Annotated in this window: 24 protein-coding genes, 1 rRNA gene and 1 riboswitch; of the genes, 16 read left to right on the plus strand and 9 right to left on the minus strand. The window is 69.2% G+C overall.

Annotated features, from left to right (window positions below; genetic code table 11):
- The 11 genes from rrf to ACWC1K_RS27265 all read left to right on the plus strand — a co-directional run.
- Positions 1–95: ribosomal RNA gene (rrf, locus tag ACWC1K_RS27215) — 5S ribosomal RNA — on the plus strand; the annotation flags it as partial.
- A gap of 108 nt (positions 96–203) precedes the next feature.
- Entirely contained in the window at positions 204–812 is a 609-nt protein-coding gene (locus ACWC1K_RS27220) for a CDP-alcohol phosphatidyltransferase family protein (protein ID WP_450835040.1), read from the plus strand.
- 115 nt (positions 813–927) lie between these two features.
- Complete coding sequence (locus ACWC1K_RS27225; RefSeq protein ID WP_450835042.1) at positions 928–3,423, plus strand: sugar phosphate nucleotidyltransferase; 2,496 nt, start codon at positions 928–930, stop codon at positions 3,421–3,423.
- Positions 3,424–3,530: 107 nt separating this feature from the next.
- A complete protein-coding gene (locus tag ACWC1K_RS27230; protein ID WP_450835044.1) occupies positions 3,531–4,436 on the plus strand; it encodes a DUF881 domain-containing protein in 906 nt (301 codons plus the stop codon).
- Positions 4,433–4,765 (plus strand): small basic family protein, encoded by a 333-nt coding sequence (locus ACWC1K_RS27235; protein WP_003988855.1) that lies wholly within the window; start codon positions 4,433–4,435, stop codon positions 4,763–4,765. Before ACWC1K_RS27230 ends, ACWC1K_RS27235 begins: the two co-directional genes overlap by 4 nt.
- A gap of 5 nt (positions 4,766–4,770) precedes the next feature.
- A complete protein-coding gene (locus tag ACWC1K_RS27240; RefSeq protein ID WP_450835045.1) occupies positions 4,771–5,628 on the plus strand; it encodes a DUF881 domain-containing protein in 858 nt (285 codons plus the stop codon).
- Positions 5,629–5,689: 61 nt separating this feature from the next.
- Complete coding sequence (locus tag ACWC1K_RS27245) at positions 5,690–6,595, plus strand: FHA domain-containing protein (RefSeq protein WP_450835047.1); 906 nt, start codon at positions 5,690–5,692, stop codon at positions 6,593–6,595.
- 44 nt (positions 6,596–6,639) lie between these two features.
- Positions 6,640–7,377 carry a transcriptional regulator FtsR gene (gene ftsR / locus ACWC1K_RS27250; protein WP_450835049.1) on the plus strand — a complete coding sequence of 246 codons (738 nt, stop codon included), beginning with the start codon at positions 6,640–6,642 and terminating at the stop codon, positions 7,375–7,377.
- A gap of 85 nt (positions 7,378–7,462) precedes the next feature.
- Positions 7,463–7,936, plus strand: a complete 474-nt coding sequence (locus ACWC1K_RS27255; protein ID WP_004002801.1) for a bifunctional nuclease family protein — start codon at positions 7,463–7,465, stop codon at positions 7,934–7,936.
- A 260-nt stretch (positions 7,937–8,196) separates the two neighbouring features.
- Positions 8,197–8,880 carry a MerR family transcriptional regulator gene (locus ACWC1K_RS27260; protein WP_450835050.1) on the plus strand — a complete coding sequence of 228 codons (684 nt, stop codon included), beginning with the start codon at positions 8,197–8,199 and terminating at the stop codon, positions 8,878–8,880.
- A 78-nt stretch (positions 8,881–8,958) separates the two neighbouring features.
- Positions 8,959–10,323 (plus strand): DNA polymerase IV, encoded by a 1,365-nt coding sequence (locus tag ACWC1K_RS27265; protein WP_450835052.1) that lies wholly within the window; start codon positions 8,959–8,961, stop codon positions 10,321–10,323.
- Positions 10,324–10,412: 89 nt separating this feature from the next.
- Here ACWC1K_RS27265 and ACWC1K_RS27270 read toward each other — a convergent pair whose 3' ends face one another.
- Positions 10,413–10,679 carry a hypothetical protein gene (locus ACWC1K_RS27270; RefSeq protein WP_450835386.1) on the minus strand — a complete coding sequence of 89 codons (267 nt, stop codon included), beginning with the start codon at positions 10,677–10,679 and terminating at the stop codon, positions 10,413–10,415.
- A gap of 44 nt (positions 10,680–10,723) precedes the next feature.
- On the minus strand, positions 10,724–11,101 hold the full coding sequence (locus tag ACWC1K_RS27275) for a PRC-barrel domain-containing protein (protein ID WP_344405270.1): 378 nt from the start codon (positions 11,099–11,101) through the stop codon (positions 10,724–10,726).
- Between the two features lie 113 nt (positions 11,102–11,214).
- A riboswitch (glycine riboswitch) is annotated at positions 11,215–11,310 on the plus strand.
- A gap of 176 nt (positions 11,311–11,486) precedes the next feature.
- Between ACWC1K_RS27275 and gcvP the strand changes: the two genes are divergently transcribed.
- Positions 11,487–14,372, plus strand: a complete 2,886-nt coding sequence (gcvP, locus tag ACWC1K_RS27280) for an aminomethyl-transferring glycine dehydrogenase (RefSeq protein ID WP_450835054.1) — start codon at positions 11,487–11,489, stop codon at positions 14,370–14,372.
- Positions 14,373–14,419: 47 nt separating this feature from the next.
- On the opposite strand, the gene ACWC1K_RS27285 is transcribed toward gcvP, so the two are convergent.
- The 4 genes from ACWC1K_RS27285 to ACWC1K_RS27300 all read right to left on the minus strand — a co-directional run bounded on the left by ACWC1K_RS27285 (position 14,420) and on the right by ACWC1K_RS27300 (position 18,141).
- Positions 14,420–14,839, minus strand: a complete 420-nt coding sequence (locus ACWC1K_RS27285; RefSeq protein WP_450835378.1) for a TOBE domain-containing protein — start codon at positions 14,837–14,839, stop codon at positions 14,420–14,422.
- Positions 14,840–15,002: 163 nt separating this feature from the next.
- The gene (locus ACWC1K_RS27290) at positions 15,003–15,398 is read right to left on the minus strand and encodes a TOBE domain-containing protein (protein WP_450835056.1); all 396 of its coding nucleotides are present in this window, start codon (positions 15,396–15,398) and stop codon (positions 15,003–15,005) included.
- Between the two features lie 247 nt (positions 15,399–15,645).
- Entirely contained in the window at positions 15,646–17,595 is a 1,950-nt protein-coding gene (locus ACWC1K_RS27295; protein ID WP_450835057.1) for an amino acid transporter, read from the minus strand.
- 246 nt (positions 17,596–17,841) lie between these two features.
- On the minus strand, positions 17,842–18,141 hold the full coding sequence (locus tag ACWC1K_RS27300) for a hypothetical protein (protein ID WP_450835059.1): 300 nt from the start codon (positions 18,139–18,141) through the stop codon (positions 17,842–17,844).
- A 176-nt stretch (positions 18,142–18,317) separates the two neighbouring features.
- On the opposite strand from ACWC1K_RS27300, the gene ACWC1K_RS27305 reads away from it, so the two are divergent.
- Positions 18,318–18,500 carry a hypothetical protein gene (locus tag ACWC1K_RS27305; protein WP_450835061.1) on the plus strand — a complete coding sequence of 61 codons (183 nt, stop codon included), beginning with the start codon at positions 18,318–18,320 and terminating at the stop codon, positions 18,498–18,500.
- Here the strand turns inward: ACWC1K_RS27305 and ACWC1K_RS27310 are convergent.
- The gene (locus ACWC1K_RS27310) at positions 18,475–18,621 is read right to left on the minus strand and encodes a hypothetical protein (RefSeq protein ID WP_450835063.1); all 147 of its coding nucleotides are present in this window, start codon (positions 18,619–18,621) and stop codon (positions 18,475–18,477) included. The genes ACWC1K_RS27305 and ACWC1K_RS27310 overlap by 26 nt on opposite strands.
- An 11-nt stretch (positions 18,622–18,632) precedes the next feature.
- A complete protein-coding gene (locus tag ACWC1K_RS27315; RefSeq protein WP_450835064.1) occupies positions 18,633–18,890 on the minus strand; it encodes a cation:proton antiporter domain-containing protein in 258 nt (85 codons plus the stop codon).
- A gap of 512 nt (positions 18,891–19,402) precedes the next feature.
- On the opposite strand from ACWC1K_RS27315, the gene ACWC1K_RS27320 reads away from it, so the two are divergent.
- Positions 19,403–21,271, plus strand: coding sequence for an NAD-binding protein (locus ACWC1K_RS27320; protein ID WP_450835065.1), 1,869 nt, complete (start codon positions 19,403–19,405; stop codon positions 21,269–21,271).
- 10 nt (positions 21,272–21,281) lie between these two features.
- On the opposite strand, the gene ACWC1K_RS27325 is transcribed toward ACWC1K_RS27320, so the two are convergent.
- Positions 21,282–21,839, minus strand: a complete 558-nt coding sequence (locus ACWC1K_RS27325; protein ID WP_450835067.1) for a hypothetical protein — start codon at positions 21,837–21,839, stop codon at positions 21,282–21,284.
- 356 nt (positions 21,840–22,195) lie between these two features.
- Here ACWC1K_RS27325 and kdpF point away from each other — a divergent pair, with 356 nt between their 5' ends.
- Positions 22,196–22,285, plus strand: coding sequence for a K(+)-transporting ATPase subunit F (gene kdpF / locus ACWC1K_RS27330; RefSeq protein ID WP_016434100.1), 90 nt, complete (start codon positions 22,196–22,198; stop codon positions 22,283–22,285).
- 8 nt (positions 22,286–22,293) lie between these two features.
- Positions 22,294–23,958 (plus strand): potassium-transporting ATPase subunit KdpA, encoded by a 1,665-nt coding sequence (gene kdpA / locus ACWC1K_RS27335; RefSeq protein ID WP_450835068.1) that lies wholly within the window; start codon positions 22,294–22,296, stop codon positions 23,956–23,958.
- Positions 23,959–23,973: the final 15 nt, after the last annotated feature.

Here is a 23,973-nt window from a genome sequence, read left to right on the forward strand (position 1 = left end):
AAACGCCCGGTTACATTCCGAACCCGGAAGCTAAGCCTTACAGCGCCGATGGTACTGCAGGGGGGACCCTGTGGGAGAGTAGGACGCCGCCGAACTCCTTTTAGAGCTCTGGCTCTTGGGCAACAGCCCAAGAGCCAGAGCTTTTTTGCGTTGAGGTAAGGTCAGGGGGCATCGTTGGCACGTTTCCCACAGGAGGCTCCCGGGTGGAGGTCCAGGAGACCCGCGTACAGACGGACCGGGTCCTCACCATCCCCAACATCCTCAGCATGGCGCGTCTCGTCGGCGTGCCGGTCTTTCTGTGGCTGATCCTCAGGCCTGAGTTCGGGGGGCCCAAGAGTGACACGTGGGCGCTGCTGGTGCTGGCTCTGAGCGGGGTCAGTGACTACCTGGACGGCAAGCTGGCGCGGCGTTGGAACCAGATCAGCAGCCTTGGCCGGCTGCTCGACCCCGCGGCCGACCGGCTCTACATTCTCTCGACGTTGGTCGGCCTCACCTGGCGTGGGATTCTGCCATTGTGGTTGACCGCTGTACTTCTGGCGCGCGAGCTCGTCCTGCTGGTGATGGTGTGGATCCTCCGGCGGCACGGCTATCCGCCGCCGCAGGTGAACTTCCTGGGGAAGGCGGCCACCTTCAACCTGATGTACGCCTTCCCGTTGCTCCTGCTCAGTGACGGAACTGGATGGATCTCGTCACTCGCTGCTATTTTCGGATGGGCGTTCGCTGGATGGGGTACAACGCTCTATTGGTGGGCAGGAGTCCTCTACGTGGTACAAGTCCGCCGCCTCGTCCGCGCGGACGCCATGGCCGATTGAACTCGCCGATTGCCGCGGCCGTAGTGGCCGGATGGCCCTCGGCGGAAAAGTGCGGGACAATCTGGGCGGGTGAAGTCGGCTAGACCGTCGTCTCTTTGAGGAGGACGCTTCCGACATGAAGGCCGTCGTGATGGCCGGAGGTGAAGGCACACGCCTTCGCCCCATGACCTCAAGCATGCCCAAGCCGCTCCTGCCCGTGGCCAACCGGCCGATCATGGAGCATGTGCTACGGCTGCTCAAAAGGCATGGGCTGAACGAGACCGTCGTAACTGTCCAGTTCCTGGCCTCATTGGTCAAGAACTACTTCGGTGACGGCGAGGAGCTCGGAATGGAGCTCTCCTATGCCAACGAGGAGAAGCCACTCGGTACCGCAGGAAGCGTCAAGAACGCCGAAGAGGCGTTGAAGGACGATGCCTTCCTCGTCATCTCCGGTGATGCCCTGACCGACTTCGACCTCACCGAGCTGATCAGTTTCCACAAGGAGAAGGGTGCGCTTGTCACTGTCTGTCTGACGCGCGTGCCGAATCCGCTGGAATTCGGTATCACGATCGTCGACGAAGAAGGAAAGGTCGAGCGCTTCCTCGAGAAGCCCACCTGGGGCCAGGTCTTCTCCGACACGGTGAACACGGGCATCTATGTGATGGAGCCCGAAGTTTTCGACTATGTCGAGCCCGATGTGCCCGTGGACTGGTCCGGGGATGTCTTCCCGCAGCTGATGAAGGAAGGCAAGCCTGTCTACGGCTATGTCGCGGAAGGGTACTGGGAGGACGTCGGTACGCACGAGAGCTATGTGAAGGCGCAGGCAGACGTTCTGGAGGGCAGGGTCGACGTCGAGATCGACGGCTTCGAGATGTCCCCGGGTGTGTGGGTGGCCGAGGGTGCCGAGGTGCATCCCGACGCCGTGCTGCGCGGCCCGCTCTACATCGGTGACTACGCCAAGGTCGAAGCCGGTGCCGAAATTCGTGAGCACACCGTCGTCGGCTCGAACGTCGTTGTGAAGAGCGGTGCGTTTCTGCACAAGGCCGTTGTGCACGACAACGTGTACGTGGGGCAGCACAGTAATCTGCGTGGCTGCGTCGTCGGAAAGAACACCGACATCATGCGTGCCGCTCGGATCGAGGACGGTGCGGTCATCGGCGACGAGTGCCTCATCGGTGAAGAATCGATCGTTCAGGGCAATGTGCGGGTCTACCCGTTCAAGACCATCGAGGCCGGCGCCTTCGTCAACACCTCGGTCATCTGGGAGTCCAGGGGCCAGGCGCATCTGTTCGGTGCTCGCGGGGTCTCCGGCATCCTGAACGTGGAGATCACGCCCGAGCTCGCCGTACGCCTGGCCGGCGCCTACGCGACGACTTTGAAGAAGGGCTCCACCGTCACCACGGCCCGCGACCACTCCCGTGGCGCCCGTGCGCTGAAGCGGGCGGTCATCTCCGCCCTGCAGGCCAGCGCCATCGACGTACGGGACCTGGAGAACGTACCGCTGCCCGTTGCCCGGCAGCAGACGGCTCGGGGCAGCGCCGGCGGGATCATGATCCGGACCACGCCCGGGGTGCCGGACTCCGTGGACATCATGTTCTTCGACGGGAACGGCGCCGATCTGTCGCAGGGCAGCCAGCGAAAGCTGGACCGGGTGTTCGCGCGGCAGGAGTACCGGCGTGCGTTCCCCGGAGAGATCGGGGACCTGCACTTCCCTGCCAGCGTCTTTGACTCGTACACCGGCTCGCTCTTGCGTAATGTCGACACGACAGGGATCAGCGAGTCCGGACTGAAGGTCGTCGTCGACGCGTCGAACGGCAGCGCCGGGCTTGTCCTGCCCAGCCTGCTGGGCAAGCTGGGGGTGGACTCGCTGACCATCAATCCCGGGCTCGACGAGTCGCGGCCCACGGAGTCCGCCGAGGTGCGGCGGTCGGGGCTGGTGCGGCTCGGTGAGATCGTGGCGTCGTCGCGGGCCGCGTTCGGGGTGAGGTTCGACCCGGTTGGCGAGCGGTTGTCGCTGGTCGACGAGAAGGGCCGGATCGTCGAGGACGACCGGGCGCTGCTCGTCATGCTGGATCTGGTGGCCGCTGAGCGGCGCAGCGGGCGGGTGGCGCTGCCGGTGACCACGACGAGGATCGCGGAGCAGGTTGCGGCGTACCACGGCACGCAGGTGGAGTGGACGACGACCTCGCCCGACGACCTGACCAGGGTCGGAGGCGACGACTCGACCATCTTCGGCGGTGACGGCAAGGGCGGCTTCATCGTCCCGGAGTTCAGCAGCGTCTTCGACGGTACGGCGGCCTTCGTACGGTTGATCGGGCTGGTGGCGCGGACGCAGCTCACGCTCAGCCAGATCGACGCCCGGATTCCGCGGGCACACGTCCTCAAGCGGGACCTTGCGACTCCCTGGGCCGTCAAGGGACTTGTGATGCGGCGTGTGGTCGAGGCGGCCGGAGACCGCTTCGTGGACACCACCGACGGTGTGCGGGTGGTGGAGACGGACGGGCGCTGGGTGATGGTGCTGCCCGACCCGGCCGAAGCGGTCACCCACCTGTGGGCCGAGGGGCCGGACGATGCCTCCGCGCAGGCTCTGCTCGACGAGTGGTCGGCGGTCGTGGACAGCGCCGGCCGCTGAAAAACGCAGCACGCGCGCGTGCCGGACAGGCGTCCCCGAGGGGGTCCGTCCGGCACGCCGGTGGGGCCATTCGGAGGTAGTGGCCGCGACATGCGACGATGTGCGGCATGCCGCAGCAGCCCCCCGTTCGGAGCACACCCACGCGCCCCTCGCGCCCGGACGCTTCCATGTCGCTGCTCACCAACGTCATGGACCACAGCCTGGACGACGGCTACGCCGAGGCGGCCGCCAGGAAGAAGGCCGCGGGCGACAGCGCTCTCCCGAAAACCCTTCGGGCCAGGCTCGGCCTGGCCGCCGGGCTGGTGCTCGCGGCCCTCGTCGTGACCGTCGGAGCGGCCCAGGCGCGGGTGGCGGCTCCCGTCGTCGCCAAGGAGCGCGAGGAACTGATCAACCGCATCGACCGGGAGACCACGTCGGCGGACAAGCTGGAGGGCTCCGTCGACAAGCTGCGCGACGATGTGAGCGCGCACCAGCGGGAGGCTCTCAAGAAGAGCGGCAGTGGAGATCAGTCGGAGCTGGTGGGGATTTTGTCGGGCGCCGTCGAAGTGCACGGTCCCGGCGTGAAACTGGTCGTGAACGACGCCAAGGAAGCAACCAGCGGCGGCAACGGCAACCCGCGCGAGACCTCGGACTTCTCCGACACCGGTCGAGTACGCGACCGTGACATGCAGCGTGTGGTCAACGGGCTGTGGGAGTCGGGGGCCGAGGCCGTTTCGATCAATGGGCAGCGGCTGACGGCGCTCTCGGCGATCCGGGCCGCGGGGGACGCGATACTGGTCGACAACAAGCCGCTGGTTCCCCCCTATACGGTGCTGGCCGTGGGGAACGGGAAGCAGCTGAGCAGCAGGTTCCAGAACAGCGCCGACGGGCTGTATCTGCACGCCCTGCAGGAGACCTACGGCATCCGGACCAGCATCTCCGTGGAAGGCGACCTCCGGCTGCCTGCCGCACCGAGTGTGATCGTACGTACAGCACAGCCGACAACCGAGAAGACTGAGAAGGGCACATCGTGATCGCCGTACTGGGCCTCGTAGTGGGAGTGGTGGCCGGGCTTTTGGTCCGGCCTGAGGTTCCGGCGGTCGTCGAGCCTTACCTGCCGATCGCCGTCGTCGCGGCGCTCGACGCCGTCTTCGGTGGTCTGCGGGCCATGCTCGACGGGATCTTCGACGACAAGGTCTTCGTGGTGTCGTTCCTGTCCAACGTGGTCGTGGCGGCGTTGATCGTGTTCCTGGGCGACAAGTTGGGTGTGGGCGCCCAGCTGTCCACCGGTGTCGTCGTGGTGCTCGGGATCCGCATCTTCTCGAACGCCGCGGCGATCCGCCGGCACGTGTTCCGGGCGTGAGGCCGATGAGCGACAACGAAGAGACGCCGGAGAACAGGCTGCGCAAGGAACTTCCGGAGGAGGTCCCCGCGTCGGAGCCCGAGGCGACGGAGGCTCCCGAGGAGAACGTGACGGCGGCTCCCGAGGAGGAGCAGCCCTCCCTCACCGGGCGGCAGCGGCTGGTGAAGGGCCTCTGGCCGCCGCGCGTCACCCGCGCCCAACTCATCGTCGCCGTCCTGCTGTTCGGCCTCGGCTTCGGCCTGGCCGTCCAGGTGGCTTCGAACAGCAACAGCGACAGCGCCCTGCGCGGCGCGCGTCAGGAAGATCTCGTTCGCATCCTGGATGAACTCGACGACCGTACACAGCGTCTTGAGGACGAGAAGCAGGGACTGGAGAAGCAGCGCGACGAGCTGGAGAACAGCTCCAACCAGGCCGAGGAGGCCCGCAAGCAGACCGTCGAGAAGGAGAAGCAACTCGGCATTCTGGCGGGCACGGTGGCCGCGCAGGGGCCCGGCATCACGATGACCATCGAGGACAAGAAGGGGACGGTCCAGGCGGACATGCTGCTCGACGCGATCCAGGAGCTGCGTGCGGCCGGGGCGGAGGCGATCCAGGTGAACAACGTGCGAGTCGTCGCCAACACCTACCTCACCGACTCGGGCAAGAGCGTGAGCGTCGACGGGAACAAGATCAACGCTCCCTTTCGTTTCAAGGTCATCGGCAAGCCGGCGGACCTCGAACCGGCGCTCAACATCCCGGGAGGCGTGGTGCAGACTCTGGAGAAGGAGCAGGCCACCGTGGCCGTCGAGCGGTCGAACAAGATCGTCGTGGACGCCTTGCGAGCGGCGAAGCGGCCTGACTACGCTCGGTCGTCCTCCCAGTGAACAAGCGGTGCATGGGGGACGTCCGGCGGGGGCATGAGGTTGCGGGGGGTCGGCGCACCGAATGGGTGGTGCGTGGTGGAAACTGTCTGGTGGATACGGACGTTGTGAGGATGTCCGGGTCGGCCGGTGTATGCAATCAGGGTTCGTCCTGCCCCACGGGCGGGTCTGTTTCGGTCAAGGGGAATCGCCCGTGAAGTTGTTTGCGAAGTTGTTCGGCAAGAGCGCGCGAGAGGGTAGCGACAACGCGACCGCTCGTCATCGCGCACAGCCCGATGCGGAGGGCCAGCGGCCGCTGTTCCGGGACCAGGTCCCTGGGCCGGGTGGTGACATTCCCGGAGGTCAGGGCGCGCCGTCTGTTGACCCTGCGCAGTCCGGCGGCATAGGTTTCGGGCAACCGTCAACCTCAAGTACGGGTGGAGGGTTTTCCCCTATGTCGGCCCTGGTGTGTACGAGGTGCGGTAACCGCAACGCGGAGAACAGCCGCTTCTGCTCCAACTGCGGCGCCCCGCTGCGGCCCGGCGGCGCGGCCGAGCGGCCGTCCGAGACGACGTCCACGATCTCGATTTCCGGCATCGAGGCCTACGACGCCGAGGTCACCGGCCAGACACAGGTGCCGGCGCTCTCTCCCGAGGCGCAGGCGGCCGTGGACGCGCTGCCGCTCGGCTCCGCGCTCCTGGTGGTGCGCCGCGGGCCGAACTCGGGCAGCCGCTTCCTGCTGGACGGCGATCTGACCACGGCTGGGCGTCACCCGCAGAGCGACATCTTCCTGGACGACGTGACGGTCTCGCGTCGGCACGTGGAGTTCCGCCGTGGCGCGGACGGCTCGTTCACGGTGGCCGACGTGGGCAGTCTGAACGGCACGTACGTCAACCGCGAGCGGATCGACCAGGTCGCTCTGAACAACGGTGACGAGGTGCAGATCGGAAAGTACCGGCTGGTGTTCTACGCAAGCCAGCGGGGCTACTGACCCTCCCCCCAGACCCCGTCCGGGGGGACCCCAAGGGAATGTCCATGCTTCGAACACCGAGCGGCGGTGCCGGGCACGGCACCGCCGGCACGGACAGCGGTCTGATGAGCATCGGCACGGTGCTGAACGTGCTGCGCGACGAGTTCCCCGAAGTCACCATCTCCAAGATCCGTTTCCTGGAGTCGGAAGGGCTCATCGAGCCGCAGCGCACCCCGTCGGGGTATCGCAAGTTCAGCGCGGACGACGTCGAGCGCCTCGGCCACGTGCTGAGGATGCAGCGGGACCACTATCTGCCTCTCAAGGTGATCCGCGAGCATCTGGACGCCATGGAGCGCGGTGAGGCAGTCCCGCTGCCCGTCGTGGGACGTCAGCGGGACGGTGAGGCCCTGCTCGAAGCGCCCGAGGGGCCCACCGCGGCTCGGATCGGGCGGGCCGAGCTGCTCGCGGCCGCCGGGATCGGCGAGCAGGAACTCGCGGAGTGGGAGTCGTACGGCCTGGTCGCCCCGCTGCCGGACGGGGCGTACGACGCCGAGACGGTGACCGTGGCCTCGCTCGTCGTCGAGCTCGGGCGGTTCGGGATCGAACCGCGGCACCTCAGGGCCATGAAGGGCGCAGCCGACCGTGAGGCCGGGCTGGTGGACCAGGTGGTGGCCCCGCTGAAGCGCCACCGCAATCCGCAGACCAGGGCGCATGCCGAGGCGCGTACCAAGGAGCTGGCGGCGCTCACGGTGAAGCTGCACGCCGCCCTCGTGCAGACCGCGCTCGGTGTGCGACTGCCCTGAGTCCGGCGGGTCTGCGGAGGCCGGATCGGCCTCCCGTTCTCGGCTCGACTACCCAAACGTCCCGGGCAGGTCCTAGGGTTGCTGTGTGAACGAGCTCGATGTCGTAGGTGTCCGGGTCGAAATGCCCTCCAACCAACCGATCGTGCTCCTGCGTGAAGTGGGAGGCGACCGTTACCTCCCCATCTGGATCGGGCCGGGGGAGGCGACTGCCATTGCCTTCGCCCAGCAGGGCATGGCCCCCGCACGACCGCTGACCCACGACCTGTTCAAGGACGTGCTGGAGGCCGTCGGTCAGGAGCTGACCGAAGTACGCATCACGGATCTGCGTGAGGGCGTCTTCTACGCGGAGCTGGTCTTCGCCAGCGGAGTCGAAGTCAGTGCCCGTCCGTCCGACGCCATAGCGCTGGCCCTGCGCACCGGAACGCCGATCTACGGCAGCGACGGCGTGCTGGACGACGCAGGCATCGCGATTCCGGATGAGCAGGAGGACGAGGTGGAGAAGTTCCGCGAGTTCCTCGACCAGATCTCGCCGGAGGACTTCGGGACAAGCAGCCAGTGAGGCGTGGTCGGCCCATGCGGAACCGGATTCCGCAGCGGGCCGCTTCGCCGCGGTCACGGCTCATATGCCGGCAAGTGCCAACGGCCAGTGAGAGCGTCCTGCGGTCTCCTCCGAGCGCATTCGGCTAGCCTTTCCCCGCGGTGGGGTGCGGGAAACCACTCTTAGGGTGATTATCACCCGGCGTGCCGAGTGTGGCGATCGTTGACGCACCCCTGGTGACTGCCTACCGTCGAGATGGCAGGTCAAGGACGGAGGTCGGCGTGAGAAGCAGCGGCGACGGTACGGCTGGGGGTGGCCCCGGACGCAGTCTCGGGGAGAGCGGTCCGTACCCTCCCCCAGGCTCTCAACTTCGTTCGAGTTGGGGGGACCCCCATCCCGGCAGCGCGGCCGATCATGCTCCGCAGCGGCCGGCGGCCGTGCCGAGCAGCGGAGGGGCGGCGTCCATGGCGTCCGAGCAGATCGGCTATCGCGGTCCGACGGCCTGTGCGGCCGCCGGCATCACCTATCGGCAACTGGACTACTGGGCCCGTACCGGGCTCGTCGAGCCGAGCGTGCGGCCCGCCTACGGGTCGGGCACGCAGCGGCTGTACAGCTTCCGGGACGTCGTCGTCCTGAAGATCGTCAAGCGGTTCCTGGACACCGGGGTGTCGCTGCAGAACATCCGCACCGCGGTGGTGCACCTGCGTGAGCGTGGCTTCCGGGATCTGGAGCGCATGACGCTGATGAGCGACGGCGCCACGGTCTACGAGTGCACCTCGCCCGACGAGGTCCACGCGCTGCTCCAGGGCGGCCAAGGGATCTTCGGGATCGCCGTCGGCGTGGTGTGGCGGGACGTGGACAGTGCGCTGTCGCAGCTGCACGGCGAGCGGATCGACACGGGTGAGACCCTGGTCGGGCACAATCCGGCGGACGAGCTCGCACGACGGCGCAACCGGGCGGTCTGACCGCGTCCACGCGGCTTCTCAGGGCCCTTGGGCGCTCGTGGGACGGCATTGTCAGTGGCGTAAGGCAGCATCGGAGATGTGAGAAACGCGCCCACGATCCTGCATCTCGACATGGATGCCTTCTACGCCTCGGCGGAGCAGGCATCCAAGCCGAGTCTGCGCGGGAAAGCCGTGATCGTGGGCGGGCTCGGGCCGCGCGGGGTGGTCGCCACCGCTTCGTACGAGGCGCGGGTCTTCGGGGTGCGGTCGGCGATGCCGATGGCGCAGGCGCGGCGGCTGGCACCGAACGCCGCGTATCTGGTGCCGCGCTTCGGGTTCTACCGGTCGATCAGCGAGCAGGTCATGGGTCTGCTGCACTCGCTGTCGCCGCTGGTGGAGCCGCTGAGTCTGGACGAGGCCTTCGTGGATCTGGAGGCCGGGGACGCGGCCTGGGACGCGGCGTCGGCGCGGCTGGTGGGGGAGAAGCTGCGCGCGGACATACGGGCGGATACGGGGCTGACCGGGTCCGTGGGCCTTGCTGCCTGCAAGATGCTCGCGAAGATCGCCTCCGAGGAGGCCAAGCCGAACGGGCTGGTGCTGGTCGAGCCCGGGACCGAGCGGGCCAAGCTGGGACCGATGTCGGTGCGGATGCTGCCCGGGGTGGGGCCGGCCACGGGGGACCATCTGCGGCGGGCCGGCATCACCACGGTCGCTGAGATCGCCGAGGCCGGTGAGGACGAGCTGGTCCGGCTGCTGGGCAAGGCCCATGGGCACGCGTTGTACGCCATGGCGCTGGCGCAGGACGACCGGCCCGTGGTGGCCGAGCGGGAGGCCAAGTCGGTATCGGTCGAGGACACGTACGACGTGGACATCCACGACCGGGTCAGGGTGGGGCTGGAGGTGCAGCGGCTGGCCGACCGGTGTGTGCGGCGGCTGCGGGGTGCGGGTCTTTCGGGGCGGACCATCGTGCTGAAGGTGCGGCGCTACGACTTCTCGACGCTGACCCGTTCCGAGACGCTGCGCGGGCCCACGGACGATCCGGGGGTGGTGCGGGAGGCTGCCGCCCGGCTGCTGGATTCGGTGGACACCACGGGGGGTGTGCGGCTGCTGGGGGTCGGGGTCAGCGGGCTGGCCGACTACACGCAGGAGGACCTGTTCGCGCAGGCCGCCGGGGAAGGCGTGGAACATGCGGCGGACGAGACGGACGAGGAGCCCGTCGAGGAGCAGCAGGTGGCTGTCGAGCGGCGCTGGCCCGCCGGGCACGATGTGCGGCATGCCGAGTTCGGGCACGGGTGGGTGCAGGGAAGTGGGCTCGGGCGGGTGACCGTGCGCTTCGAGACGCCGGATTCGGGGCCGGGACGGGTCCGGACGTTTCGCACCGACGACCCTGAGCTGGAGCCGGCGGACCCGTTGCCGCTGGTGGCGGCGAGACCCGGGGCCTCCGTGCACGGGGTCGGCGCCTGAGCGGGGGGCGTGCCGGTCCGCGCGGGGGCCCGGCGCGGTGGCAGGAGTGGGCAGGTGCCTGTCGTCTGGATCAGGTCGGCCGCAGGGAACTACGCCTTGCCGCCGCCCCGAGGGGGCATGGGGCCCGCCTGAGCGAAGTCGAGAGCGGGGGAGGGATCGTGCAGCTGCAAGGCGGAGGAGGCCGTGGCGTCAGCCGCTGCTGCGGTGCATGCCGCGGAGCGCCGGTATGCGGGCGGGGTGAGCCCCGGCGCCTCGCCGAGTTCGCGGACGAGGTGTCCGCCGCCTTCGGGCGCCCCGTCCGGCCCGATCTGCCCGCAGGTGACCGACGACGACGTGGCCAGGGATCCTTCCACCATTGCGGCAGCAGGGGTGAGGGCGTGTCAGGGCCGATGGGCAGGCTCTAGGCGTCCGCGTCCTCCGTGCCCGCCAGCTTGCCGAAGTCGTGGTCCGGGAAGGGGGAAGGAGCGGGGATGTCCAGACCGTAGTGGTGGTAGAGCTGGAGCTCCTGTTCGGGGGAGAGGTGGCGGCCGACCCCGAAGTCGGGGGCGTCCTTGATCAGGGACCGGTCGAAGGGGACGTGGAGGGTGCCCTCGATCAGTTCGCTTGGTTCCAGGGGGACGAAGGCGTCCCGGGAGAAAAGGCCGGTGCGTATGGCGGCCCACTCCGGCACACCGGTCGCGTCGTCGAGGTAGACCTCGTCGATGGTGCCCAGCTTGGTGCCGTTGCGGTCGAACGCCTTGCGGCCGATCAGGTTGCGCGGATCGATGTCGGTCTGCACGGGCCCTCCACTTGGTCGCAACTCATCCGTAAGCACTACAAAAGAGCACATTGGTGATGGCGGCCACTCGAAGGATCGGATGTTGTGCTCGCTGGTAGGCTGACAGCGGCTGCTGACACCGTGCGGGAGAGTCCTCCAGACATCATCGGAGGCGCCGAAGGAGCAAATCCTCCCCGGAATCTCTCAGGCTCACGTACCGCGCGGACGAGGTCACTCTGGAAAGCAGGGCGGGTGTCGACAGCTCCCGCTCTCACCGACGGTGAAAGCCGGACGCCCTCGGGTGATCCGGTGAAGCTCTCAGGTTGAGATGACAGAGGGGGAGGCCGTCCGGGTACCCGTGCCGTGGTGCCCCTCGAAGGTCGTGTCTGACCAGGAGGCCTCCGCAATGACCGCCCATCGCATTCCGCTCTCCGAGCTCGAACAGGGAATCCCGTTCGAGCAGCGCCACATAGGGCCCCATCATGAGGCGCGGGCCAAGATGCTCGCACACGTCGGATACGGCTCGCTGGACGAGCTCACCGCCGCCGCGGTGCCGGATGTGATCAAGAACTCGGATGCGCTGGAACTGCCGGGTGCGCGTACCGAGGCCGAGGTGCTGGCCGAGCTGCGCTCGCTCGCCGACCGCAACCAGGTGCTCGACTCCATGATCGGGCTCGGGTACTACGGGACCTTCACCCCGCCCGTCATCCTGCGCAATGTGATGGAGAATCCCGCCTGGTACACGGCCTACACGCCCTACCAGCCCGAGATCTCGCAGGGGCGGCTCGAGGCCCTGCTCAATTTCCAGACCATGGTCGCCGATCTGACCGGGCTGCCCACCTCCGGAGCCTCCCTGCTCGACGAGGGGACGGCTGCCGCCGAGGCGATGGCGCTGTCCCGGCGCATGGGCAGGAACAAGAAGGGCCTGTTCCTGGTCGACGCGGACGTGTTGCCGCAGACCATCGCCGTGATCGAGACCCGCGCCGAGCCGACCGGCGTGGAGGTCGTGGTCGCCGACCTCAGCGACGGCATTCCGGCCGAGGTCGCCGCGCGTGAGATCAACGGCGTGCTCGTCCAGTACCCCGGCGCCTCCGGCGTCGTACGCGACCTCAAGCCGCTCATCGAGCAGGCGCACGAGCTCGGCGCGCTCGTCACCGTCGCCGCCGATCTGCTGGCGCTGACGCTGCTGAAGTCGCCCGGGGAGCTCGGCGCGGACATCGCGGTGGGGACCACACAGCGCTTCGGTGTGCCGATGGGCTTCGGCGGGCCGCACGCGGGTTACATGGCGGTCCACGAGAAGTTCGCACGCAGCCTGCCCGGGCGGCTCGTGGGCGTGTCCGTGGACGCGGACGGGCACAAGGCGTACCGGCTCGCGCTGCAGACCCGTGAGCAGCACATCCGGCGGGAGAAGGCCACCAGCAACATCTGCACGGCCCAGGTGCTGCTCGCCGTCATGGCGGGGATGTACGCCGTGTACCACGGCCCCGAGGGGCTCAAGGCGATCGCGCGGCGCACCCACCGGTACGCCACGATCCTCGCCGCGGGGCTTCGGGCCGGTGGTGTCGAGGTCGTGCACGGCTCCTACTTCGACACGCTCACCGTGCGAGTGCCGGGCCGCGCCGCCGAGGTGGTGGCCGCCGCACGGGAGAACGGCGTCAACCTTCACCTGGCCGACGCCGACCACGTGTCGATCGCCTGCGACGAGACCACCGCGCGAGCCCAACTGGGCGCCGTGTGGTCCGCGTTCGGGGTCGAGGGCGACATCGAGGCGCTGGACGCGACGACCGAGGACTCCCTGCCCGCAGGACTGCTGCGCACCGACGACTACCTTACCCACCCGGTCTTCCAGCAGCACCGCTCCGAGACCGCGATGCTGCGCTACCTGCGCCGGCTCGCCGACCGTGACTACGCGCTCGACCGGGGCATGATCCCGCTGGGCTCCTGCACCATGAAGCTCAACGCGACCACCGAGATGGAGCCGGTCACCTGGCCCGAGTTCGGGCAGCTGCACCCCTTCGCGCCCGCCGAGCAGGCGCAGGGCTACCTCACCCTCATCCGTGAGCTCGAGGAGCGGCTCGCCGAGGTCACCGGGTACGACAAGGTGTCCCTGCAGCCCAACGCCGGATCGCAGGGCGAGCTGGCCGGACTGCTCGCCGTACGCGGATATCACCGGGCCAACGGGGACGAGCAGCGCACCGTGTGCCTGATTCCGTCGTCCGCGCACGGTACGAACGCCGCCAGCGCCGTGATGGCCGGGATGAAGGTGGTCGTCGTGAAGACCGCCGAGGACGGCGAGATCGACGTCGAGGACCTGCGGGCGAAGATCGAGCAGTACCGTGACGAGCTGGCGGTGCTGATGATCACGTACCCCTCGACGCACGGTGTGTTCGAGGAGCATGTCGCCGACATCTGCGCGCAGGTGCACGAGGCCGGCGGGCAGGTGTACGTCGACGGGGCCAACCTCAACGCCCTGGTGGGGCTCGCCAAGCCGGGGCACTTCGGCGGTGACGTCTCGCACCTGAACCTGCACAAGACCTTCTGCATCCCGCACGGCGGCGGTGGTCCGGGCGTCGGGCCGGTGGGCGTGAGGGCGCACCTGGCGCCGTATCTGCCGAACCACCCGATGCAGCCGGCCGCGGGACCGGCGACGGGTGTCGGGCCGATCTCCGCGGCTCCCTGGGGTTCCGCGGGCATCCTGCCGATCTCGTGGGCGTACGTGCGGCTCATGGGCGGCGAGGGGCTGAAGCGGGCCACGCAGGTGGCCGTGCTGAGCGCCAACTACATCGCCAAGCGGCTGGAGCCGCACTACCCCGTGCTCTACACCGGTCCGGGCGGGCTGGTCGCGCACGAGTGCATCATCGACCTGCGGCCGCTGACCAAGGCGACGGGCGTGAGCGTCGACGACGTCGCCAAGCGGCTGATCGACTACGGCTTCCACGCGCCGACCATGTCGTTCCCGGTGGCCGGCACGCTGATGATCGAGCCGACCGAGTCCGAGGACCTGATCGAGCTGGACCGGTTCTGCGAGGCGATGATCGCCATCCGGGCGGAGATCGAGAAGGTCGGGGCGGGTGAGTGGCCGGCCGAGGACAACCCGCTCCGGGGTGCGCCGCACACCGCGGGCGCGCTCGGTGGGGAGTGGGAGCACGCGTACTCGCGTGAGGAGGCCGTCTTCCCGGCCGGGGTGTCGGCCGCCGACAAGTACTGGCCGCCGGTGCGCCGGATCGACCAGGCCTTCGGCGACCGGAACCTGGTGTGCTCGTGCCCGCCGCTGGACGCGTACGACGACTGACGCAGTGGTCGTGGAGGAGGGCCCCGCTTCGGCGGGGCCCTTTCCCGTTACGCCGTCGCGAGAGAGATCTCCGTCGACTTGATCAGGGCCACGACGGGTGTGCCGGTGGTCAGGGCGAGGTCCGTGACGGCGTCCTTGGTGATCGCGGAGGTCAGTTCGCCGCCGTCGACGGCGACCTTCACGGAGGCCATCGCGCCGCCGGTGGTCACGCCGGTCACCGTGCCGGGCAGCTGGTTGCGGATGGACAGGCCCTCGACCGGGGCGGTGGCCAGGGCGATCTCCGTCGACTTCACCAGGGCGCGTACGGCGGTGCCCGCGGCGAGGCCGAGTTCCTCGGCGGACTCGAGGGTGATCGCCGCGGTGAGGTCCTGGCCGCCGGTGAGGCGGACCTTGACGGTGGCCATGACCGTGCCGGAGGTGATGGCGGTGACCGTGCCGGGGATCTGGTTGCGGATGCTCAGGCTCATGGGGCTCATGCGGAACGCCTCGCAGGGGTGGGGACTGGGGGCTTTGTGCCCGGGCCCACGGTAGCCCCGATGGGGTGTTGTGTCGGGTATGCGCGTTTATGCGTCGCCTTGACCCTCGCCGCTGGTCTCTTGCGGTGCGCAGATCAGGGGAGTTGTTCGTGGGTCAGGTGCGGTCGATGTGTACGTTGGTCGACTTCACGCGAGCCGTCGCCTCCATGCCGACTTCGAGGCCGAGTTCCTCCACGGCCTCGCGGGTCAGCAGTGAGACCAGGCGGTGCGGGCCGGCCTGGATCTCGACCTGGGCCGCCACGTCGCCGAGCTTGATCGCGGTGACGATGCCGGGGAAGGCGTTGCGGACCGACGTGTAGGAGGTCTCCTCCTCGGTGCTGGCCGCCTTGGCGAGTTCGACGGAGAAGGCCGCCAGGTCCCGGCCGTCGATGAGCCGTCGGCCGCCCTCGTCGCGATGGGTCGCCACCCGGCCGGCGTCGGCCCAACGGCGTGCGGTGTCCGGGCTCACGCCGAGCAGTCGTGCGGCCTGGCCGATGGTGTAGCTCTGCATGCGGTCACGATAGGGCGCGGAACGGGGCCTGGTGGACGAGGGTGGGTGACGGGGATTCGGGGGGTGCGGGCCCCTGCCCGTCGATGCCGGTATGCGGCTGCGCCGCGGGGTGCCTCGAGCTGCTGTTGATCGTCTGCGGCGTCGTCGTGGCCGGTCGCGCAGTTCCCCGCGCCCCTTCGGGGCGCCTCCGTGGCGCGGTCGCGCGGAGTTGCCCGGCCGTCCTTCAGGGGAGGGGCACAGACCCGTGTCAGCCCGTGTGGACGCGGGGCCTGCGGGCGCGGTCCGGTTCTGCCTCGCGGAGGACCTCTCGGGTGACCGGGGCGACCTCGCCCTGGCCGAAGAGGAAGAAGCGCAGGAAGTTGGCGAAGGGGTTGCCCTCGGTCCACTCGAAGTAGATGTGCGGGGTGCACCCGGTGGTGTCGCGGACGTGCAGGAGCAGGGCCGCCAGCGCGTTCGGGATGGAGGAGGACTCCAGGGTCAGCACCCGGTAGCGGTTGTGGAGGACCTCGCCGCGAACCGTCAGGCCGGCCTCGAACTCCGAGGGGTCCAGGACCGTGACCTCGACGAAGACGAAGTCCTCGCCAGGGATGTCGTTGTCGTTCCGGATCTGCTCGATCTTGTCGCGGTACTCGGCCTTGTCGCGCCGGTCGGGCTCGTTGGCGATGAAGCGGATCTTGCGGCTGGCCATGTCCCGGATGAAACGTTGCGCCATGTCGTCCAGCGTCACGCTGGTGACGCGCAGTTCGAAGGCGCGGGCCAGCCGGGACAGCAGCGAGACCAGGATGATGCCGGCGATGAAGCAGGCACCGATCTTGACGCCGTCCGGGCGCTCGATGACGTTGGCCACGGTGACGTAGAGGAGGACCGCGGAGACGACTCCGAAGCCGATGGTCCAGCCTCGCTGCTGGGCGCGGCGGGCGGCGATGGTCACCGCGATCGCGGCCGAGGACATCAGGACCAGGACGCCGGTGGCGTAGGCGCCGCCCTGGGCGTCGACATCGGCGTCGAAGATCCAGGTGACCAGGAAGCCGATCAGGGTGAAGACGATCACCATGGGGCGCACGGCGCGGGCCCAGTGCGGCGCCATGCCGTAGCGGGGCAGATAGCGGGGCATCAGGTTGAGCAGGCCGGCCATGGCGGAGGCGCCGGCGAACCAGAGGATCGCGATGGTCGAGATGTCGTAGACCGTGCCGAAGGCGTTGCCCAGGTATTCGTGCGAGAGATAGGCGAGGGCGCGTCCGTTGGCCTGGCCGCCGGACTTGAACTCCTTCTCCGGGATCAGCACGGTCGTGATGAAGCTCGTCGCGATCAGGAACACACTCATGATCAGCGCGGCGGCCGTGAGGAGCTTCTTGGTGTCGCGGATGCGGCCCCGCGGGTTCTCCTCGGTGTCGCCCGGGTCGCCCTGGACGTGCGGCATGACCGCGACGCCGGTCTCGAAGCCGGAGAGGCCGAGCGCCAGCTTGGGGAAGACCAGCAGCGAGACGCCGATCATGGCGAAGATGTTGCCGTGTTCCGTGGTCAGGGCGCTGGTCCAGTCGGTGACCAGATGGCCCGCGGTGATCACGTGGTACATGCCCACGGCCACGACGACGACGTTGAGGCCGAGGTAGACCACCACCAGTGCCACCGCGACGCCGATCGCCTCCAGGAAGCCCTTGAGGAAGACCGCGCCGAGCAGGGCGACCAGGATGAGCGTGATCAGCATCTGCTTGTCGTGCAGGGTGCTGGTGAGGTGAGGGTTCTCGACGAGGTGGGTCGAGGCGTCAGCCGCCGAGAGGGTGATGGTGATCAGGAAGTCGGTGGCGGCGAAGCCGAGCAGGGTCAGGACGAACAGCTTGCCCTTCCAGAACGACAGCAGCCGCTCAAGCATCGCGATCGAGCCTTCGCCGTGCGGGCTCTCCTCGGCCACTCGGCGGTAGACCGGCAGGGCACCGGCGAGCGTCACGATCACCAGGACGATGGTCGCCACCGGCGACAGGAGGCCGGCCGCCAGCGCCGCGATGCCGGGCTGGTAGCCGAGTGTCGAGAAGTAGTCGACGCCGGTCAGGCACATCACGCGGTACCAGCGCTGCCCCTGGTGCGGGGGCTCCGGCTGGGCGTGCGGCGCCTGCTGGATGCCCTTGCCCATGTCGGACAGGCCCTCCAGCATCCAGGCGCGCAGGCGACTGGGAGGCGGGTGCTCGGTCGTGGCCATCGGCGTGCTCCTGAGGTGCGGCTCAGCGTGTGGATTCCGGCCATCACGCGGACGGCGGCACCAGCGTAAGCGGAGAGTGACGCAAGGGCCCACGGATGAGGGGGGCGACGGCGTCAATCTTCCGTTAAGACTCGCTGCTCGGCTCAAGCGGGGCCCAGGAAGGCAGCTTCTGGGGAGGTTTGCGGTGGTTTGGGCTGTCCGGGGGTTGGGGTTCGACGATCAGGACCGGACACCCAGCGTCATGGCTCAGATGTCCGTCAGGCGGGCCTCCTCCAGGTCCAACGACCGCTGCAGCCGCCTGCGGGTCGTGTCGCTGATGACGTGTGCGTCGTACAGGCGCTGCAGCTCCACCGCCTGGAAGGCGATGACGTCGCGGCGCAGCTCGCGGTAGACCAGGTCGGTGGATTCGGCCGGGGCCCTTTGGCCGGTGTGCTGCGTGAGGCGGTCGCGGGCGTCGGCGAGGCGGGCGGTGAGGCCGAGGTGGAGGCGGTCGAGCACGACGTCGGGGACGGCCTCGAGCGTGGAGAGTTCTTCCAGGCGGCGCATGCCGCGTGGGCGAGGCGGCAGCCGGCCGCGGCCTCCTCGCGCTCGGTGGTCGGGTTCGAGGGCGAGGCCCGAGCGGCGGACCAACCCTGATCGCCGTACGGCTGCTGTGGCCGGCTCCCCTGTCGGCGGTGGTACAGCGCAAGGGCGGCATCCGCCCCATGAACTGACGGGTCCCGATGGCGCTGACCTGGGCGGGCACCCGGGGCGTCGTCCCCCTCGCCGCGGCCCTCCCGATCCCGGTGACCACCAGCAGCGGCTCGGCGCTCGCGGACCGCCCCCTGGTGCTGGTCCTGACCACCTCGGTCGTGGTCGTCACCCTCGTCGTGCAGGGCTTCAGCCTGGCCCCCGTACCGAGGTGACGCCGGAGGTGTCGGCCGCCTCGGCCAGAACATGGGCGGCGTACGGCGTGACCGGGGCGATCACCGTCTCCAGGACCGGATCCTCGGTGCGCCGCCGGATGAGTGTGACGACGTGGGCCACGGCCGCCCCGATCAGTGTGCCGCCGCCCGCCGGCACGGCGAACTCGCCGCCCGCCGCGCCCAGTCCGCCGCGGCGGACGCCACGGCCAGGCTCACCGCGGCCCGGAAGAGGAGCAGCGAGGTGGCATCGTTGAACAGGCTCTCCGCCTGGACCAGGACCTGGATCCGGGGCGGCACCAGGCGTCTGCCGAGTGCCGTGACCGCCACCGGGTCGGTACTGGCCAGGACCGCGCCCAGCACGAACGCCATCCGCCACGACAGCGGCGTCACCCAGCGAGGCCATCGCGCCGACCGCCGCCGCCTACGCCAGGACCAGGCCGATCGCGAGGATCCCGACCGGTTTCCACACCGCCCGCAGCTCGCGCCAGGACAAGTCCCCCGCGCTCGCGTGCAGCAGCGGGGCAGCGCCAGCAGGCCGATGATCTCGGGGCTTGTCTCGATCTCGGGGCGCCCGGCAGCAGGGCCACGACGAGGCCGGCGACGACCAGGAGGGACGGGGGGATGCGCCGACGGTGGGCGAAGGTCGCCACGGCCGTGGCCAGTACGCCGCTTTCACCCTGTCCGCCCCGCGCACGTCAAGACAGGGTCGCCGCTCCTGCCCTGTGCTGTGGCGGCCGACCGGGTCGTGCGACGGAAAGGACGGAGTTTGTTGGCATGCTCTTGGCGAAGTCTTGGGTAGTGGGCGGTGTCCCGCTGGAACTGCCCTCGCGAGCGGCGGCGTTCTGCCTGGTGTGACGTCGACTCTCCCCATCCGCATACCGCCCGGCCCGAGATCGCAGCACATGGTGATCTGTGGCGACGATGCCCTCGCACACCGGCTCGCCGTCGAACTGGACGCCGTGTGCGGCGAGATCGTCACCGTCGTGCTGCCGTCCGCGAGCGACGAGCGCGGCGCGGAGATCGCCGCGCTGCACGACGACCCGCACTCCCCGGTCGAGCTGCACCTCTCCGTCCGCCCCGACGAGCGGGCGCTGCGGGCGGCGGGTGTCGAGCGGGCCGCCGCGCTCGCCCTGACCTACCGGGACGACCAGGTCAACATGACGGCGGCGCTGCTCGCCCGGACCATCAACCCCTCGGTGCGGCTGGTCGTCCGTATGTTCAACCGCGAGCGCGGCCACCATCTGGAGCGGCTGCTGGACCGGGCCGCCGGGCTGTGCGACGCCCCCGCCCAGGACACCTCCACCACGGTGCTCTCCGACGCCGACACCGCCGTACCGGAGCTGGTGGCGGCCGCCGCAGTAGGCCACGGCCACACCCTCCAGGTAGAGGGGAAGGTGTTTCGCGGTGTCGTACGGCCCGCGGGGTCCCCGTCGAACGTCACCGACCTGGCCACTCTGGCCGTCCTGTCCGGCGCCCACCAGGACGACCCGGCCAGCCAGGACAGCGCCGAGACGCCCGGCGAGGAGGGCACCCAGCTGCTGCCCGACGCCCGCACCGCCCACCACCGGCAGTCCACGCACGGCCGGCTGATGCTGGAGGAGGTCACCCACCACGCCTCCGAAGCGACCGCCCGCGCCCGGCGCGTGCATCCCCGGCGGTGGCTTCGGGCGCGGCTCGCGCATCTGCCGTGGAAGGTCTTCCTCTCCCACCAGCTCGCGGCCGTCTACGGGGCGTTGACGGCGGTCGTCCTCGCGCTCGCGACCGCCACCGCGCTCTTCGCCGACGAGCATCCGTGGTGGAAGAACTTCTATCTGCCGCTGCTGGACATCTTCACCATGGGTGACCCGGCCACCGAGGAGTCGGTGGCCCGGCGGGTGCTGCAACTCCTCGCCGGTTTCGTGGGGTTGGCCGTGCTCCCGCTCGTGGTCGCCGCGACCATGAACGCCACCGAGGCCTTCCGCACCGCCTCGGCGAGCCATCCGCCCGACGACGGTGTGAACGGCCACATCGTGTTGGTCGGTCTGGGGATGGTCGGCACCCGGGTGCTGGACCGGCTGCGCGCCACGGACCACCAGGTGGTGGGCATCGAACGCGACCCGCAAGCCCGCGGCGTCGCCCTCGCCCGCCAGCTCGGCATCCCGCTGATCCTGGAGGACGCCACGGCCCCCGGTGTGCTCGAACTCGCCCGGGTCCGGCAGAGCGGCTCGCTGCTCGTCCTCACCCGTGACGACGGCCAGAACCTCGACATCGTCATGGCCGTGCGTGAGACCAACCCCGCCGTGCGGGTGGTGACGCGCCTGTACGACGACGCCTTCGCGGCCACCGTCCAGCGCACCCTGCGCGCCTCCTACCCCGATGCCCTGACCCGGAGCAGAAGCGTTACCGCGCTGGCTGCGCCCTCGTTCGCCGCCGCGATGATGGGCCGCCATGTGCTGGGGGTGATGCCGGTCGAGCGGGGCTCGCTGCTGTTCACCTGCGTGGACGTGGCGGGGCATCCCGAGCTGGAGGGACGCTCCGTGCACGAGGCGTTCCGCGAGAACGCATGGCGGGTGCTGGCCGTCGGGACCGCCGCCGGGCCGCTCCCCGCGTCGGAGGCCGTGGACGGCCTCACCGGAGCGCACCCCGGCCGGACGGGCTTCGACTGGCGTCCCGAGCAGGGACGGATCCTGCGGGCGGGCGACCGTGTCGTCCTGGCGACCACGCGGCGCGGTCTGGACATCCTGATGACGGGTGTGCGGCCGCAACCGCAGTCGACGGACCACCGGAACTGAACGGGGACGGTCACTTCAGATCGGAGACCCTGAACACGGTCAGCGCCGTCTCGCGTTCCACGCGCACGGAGAGCCGCTCCAGCGCGGCGGACCCGCCCTGCAGGGGGCCGAGGGTCAGAGACTTGCGGGCGTCCTCGTGGAGCCGGTACCAGAGGTCGGGGTTGTCGACCAGGACCTGGAGGTCGAGTTCGACGTGCTCACCGAAGGCGTCCCTGAGCACGAGACGTCGTGTGATCCCGTCGAGGGCGCGCACCGAGACCAGCTGGTCGGTGCGGATCCTTCGGGTGCGCAGCAGCCGGCGTGAGGTCAGCCAGCCTTCGCCGAGGCGGATGCGGTCGGGGCAGAGCAGGAGGAAGAGCAGCACCGCGAGCGCGGACCACAGCGCACCGCGCCGCAGGGACAGCGTGTCCGCACACCAGTCGATCAGGATGAGCAGGGCGAGGAGTACGACCGCGCAGCGAATGGCGCTGATCAGATCCCCCGCCCAGCGGCGATCGTGGAGCACGGGACCGGACTCCGGACCGCACATGCCGGATCCGGGCCCTCGCGTGTCGTCGCGCTGCCCCATACGCCAGACGGTAAGAGACCTTGCGACGTGGAGGAATGGGCCTTGACGGGACCCATACGGCCCTGCGGTCCTTCTTGACGGTGCCGCAACGCGGGCCCGCCGTGGCCCGGTCCTGCAGCAAGGACGTGTCACGGGCGCGGGGATCTCTACAGCCGTAAGGGTTCCGTCAAAGGCGCGCGGAGCGCCGTATGGGAGCCGTCAACGGCGCGGGTTCCCGGTCGCGAAGGCTGTTTCGTCGAACCGTCCCTTCCGACCGAACCCTTCCAGGAGTTCACGATGGCCGATCTGGCCTTCGTCGTCACCACGATCGCCTGCTTCGTGCTGGTGGCCCTCGTCGCCAAGGGGGTGACGAAGCTGTGACCGCCGAGAACATCGTCGGACTCGTCGTGGCCGTCGCCCTGCTGGGCTATCTCGTCCTCGCCCTGATCTTCCCGGAGAGGTTCTGAGCCACCCCATGGGTCCCGTACTCGCAGGCGCTCTCCAACTGCTCGCCCTCATGGGCGCGTTGGCCCTCGCCTATGTCCCGCTCGGCAACTACATGGCCAAGGTCTACGCCTCCGACAAGCACTGGCGGGTCGAGAAGTGGATCTACCGGGGCATCGGCGCCGACCCCGGCACCGAGATGCGCTGGACCGCGTACCTGCGCGGCGTGCTCGCGTTCTCGGCCGTGAGCGTTCTCTTCCTCTACCTGCTGCAGCGCGTCCAGGGCATCCTGCCGCTGTCGCTCGGCTTCAAGGCCGTCGACCCGGGCCAGGCGTTCAACACCGCCGCGTCCTTCGTGACCAACACCAACTGGCAGTCGTACTACGGCGAACAGGCCATGGGCCACGTCGTGCAGACCGCCGGGCTGGCCGTGCAGAACTTCGTGTCGGCCGCGGTCGGTATGGCCGTCGCGGTGGCGCTCGTGCGGGGCTTCGCGCGCTCGCGCACCGGTGAGCTCGGCAACTTCTGGTCCGACATGGTGCGCGGTGTGACCCGGATCCTGCTGCCGGGCGCCTTCATCGCGGCGATCGTGCTGGTCGCCTGCGGTGTCATCCAGAGCTTCTCCGGCATCCACGAAGTCGGTCAGTTCCTGGGCGGGCACCAGCAGTGGAACGGCGGCGCGGTCGCCTCCCAGGAGGCCATCAAGGAACTCGGCACCAACGGCGGCGGCTACTTCAACGCCAACTCGGCCCACCCGTTCGAGAATCCGACGCCCTTCACCAATCTCTTCGAGATCTTCCTGCTCCTGGTGATCCCCTTCGCGCTGACCCGCACCTTCGGCATCATGGTCGGCTCGGTCAAGCAGGGCTACGCGATCCTCGCCACGATGGCCACCGTCTGGGTCGGCTTCGTCGCCCTGATGATGTGGGCCGAGTTCGCCCACCACGGCCCGGCGTTCCAGCTCGCGCACGGTGCGATGGAGGGCAAGGAGGTCCGCTTCGGCGTCGGCTCCTCGTCGATCTTCGCGGTGTCGACGACGCTCACCTCGACCGGTGCGGTGGACTCCTTCCACTCCTCCTTCACCGGCCTCGGCGGCGGTATCACCATGCTCGGCATGATGCTGGGCGAGATCGCGCCCGGCGGTACCGGCTCCGGCCTCTACGGCATGCTGATCATGGCGGTCATCGCGGTGTTCATCGCCGGTCTGATGGTCGGCCGTACGCCCGAGTACCTGGGCAAGAAGATCGGCTCCCGCGAGATCAAGCTGGCGGCCTGCTACATCCTCATCACGCCCGCGCTGGTGTTGATCTTCACGGCGGCCTCGATGGCGCTGCCGACGCCTCCGCACTCGATGCTCAACTCCGGTGCGCACGGTTTCTCCGAGGTGCTGTACGCCTTCACCTCGGCGTCCAACAACAACGGCTCGGCCTTCGCGGGCCTGAACGCGAACACCGACTGGTTCAACACGACGACCGGTCTTGCGATGATCCTCGGCCGCTTCCTGCCGATGGTGTTCGTGCTGGCGCTGGCCGGCTCGCTCGCCGAGCAGACGCCGGTGCCGGCCACCGCGGGCACCCTGCGCACGGAAAAGCCGCTGTTCACCGGGTTGTTGGTGGGCGCGATCCTCATCATCACCGGTCTGACCTACTTCCCCGCGCTCGCGCTGGGCCCGCTGGCCGAGGGGCTGGCGTCATGACAACCGACGCAACGA

Source organism: Streptomyces sp. NPDC001492, from assembly GCF_053597275.1.